We start from the raw sequence: 1079 nt of genomic DNA, 5'->3' as shown, positions 1-1079 counted from the left end.
TTGGTAGGGGGTGTACCACTTCCATTGGGCGCGTTCGCCGGTGGGNCCGGGATACGGCGGGACTGTCGGTGGTGCTGTGGTGGGTGGTCGGGCCAGCGAGGCGCCGGTCAGTGGTTGGCCGTGGCTGTCGGTGACGACGAGGTGGTGGGCGGGGCCGGTGAGGGTGATGCCGCCGCGGTGGTGCAGCCGGTGGTGGAACGGGCAGACGAGGACGAGGTTGTCGAGTTCGGTGGGGCCGCCGTCTTCCCAGTGCCACAGGTGATGGGCGTGCAGGCCGCGGGTGGCCCCACAGCCGGGGACCACGCAGCAGCGATCGCGGTGTTCCAGGGCGCGGCGCAGCCGGCGGTTGACGGTGCGGGTGGCCCGCCCGGCGCCGATGACCCGGCCGTGGCGTTGGAACCACACCTCACAGGTGGCGTCACACAGCAGCAAGCGGCGTTCGGCGTCGGAGAGCAGCGGTCCCAGGTGCAGCGACGCGACCTGGTGTTCGACGTCGAGGTGGGCGATGACGGTGGTGCGCTGCCCGTGCGGGCGGCGGGTGGCTTCGGCGTCCCAGCCGGTGTCGATCAGGTCGACGAACGCGTCCACGGTGGTGGGCATCGGCGGTGTCTGCTCGGTGTCGGTGGTGTGGTCGCGTTCCCAGTCGGTGATCAACGCCTCGCGGCGGGCATCCAGCGCGGCGTCGACTCTGGCCGCTTCTAGTCGTGACACCGTGATCCGGTAGGTGGTGTGCTCGCCGTGGTCGGTTCTGGTGATCGACCGCGCCGGGTGTGGCCGCGGCGCCGGGTCGGGGCGGGGTTCGGACTTGACCGCGGTGCGTAGCTGGGTGACCGTCGCACTCTCGGCCAGTTGCGCGTAGTGGGCATCGGAGCCGTCGGCGGCGTGTTCGGCGATCACACCGACCTGATCCAGCGACAGCCGGCCTTCTCGTAGTCCGTCGGCCAGCCGCGGGAACGCCTCGAGCCGCTGCGCCACCGCGGTGATCGTTTCCGCGTTACGCGGCGACACCCCGGCCTTCCACGCCACCAGCGCTTCCAGCGACCGCGCCCCGGTCAACCCACACAGCTCGTCGCGGTCGA

Annotated in this window: 1 protein-coding gene; it reads right to left on the bottom strand. The window is 71.4% G+C overall.

Going from position 1 to position 1079, the window contains the following annotated elements; all coding sequences use genetic code 11:
• The coding region (locus BEMPMBAN_RS30910; RefSeq protein ID WP_159235287.1) for an HNH endonuclease signature motif containing protein at positions 1 to 1079 on the bottom strand (1079 nt) is incomplete at both ends.

The organism is Mycolicibacterium austroafricanum (assembly GCF_902705885.1).
GTDB classification, from domain to species: domain Bacteria; phylum Actinomycetota; class Actinomycetes; order Mycobacteriales; family Mycobacteriaceae; genus Mycobacterium; species Mycobacterium vanbaalenii_A.
Note: the sequence above shows the minus strand (reverse complement) of the source record. Positions and strands in the feature narration are given on the sequence as shown.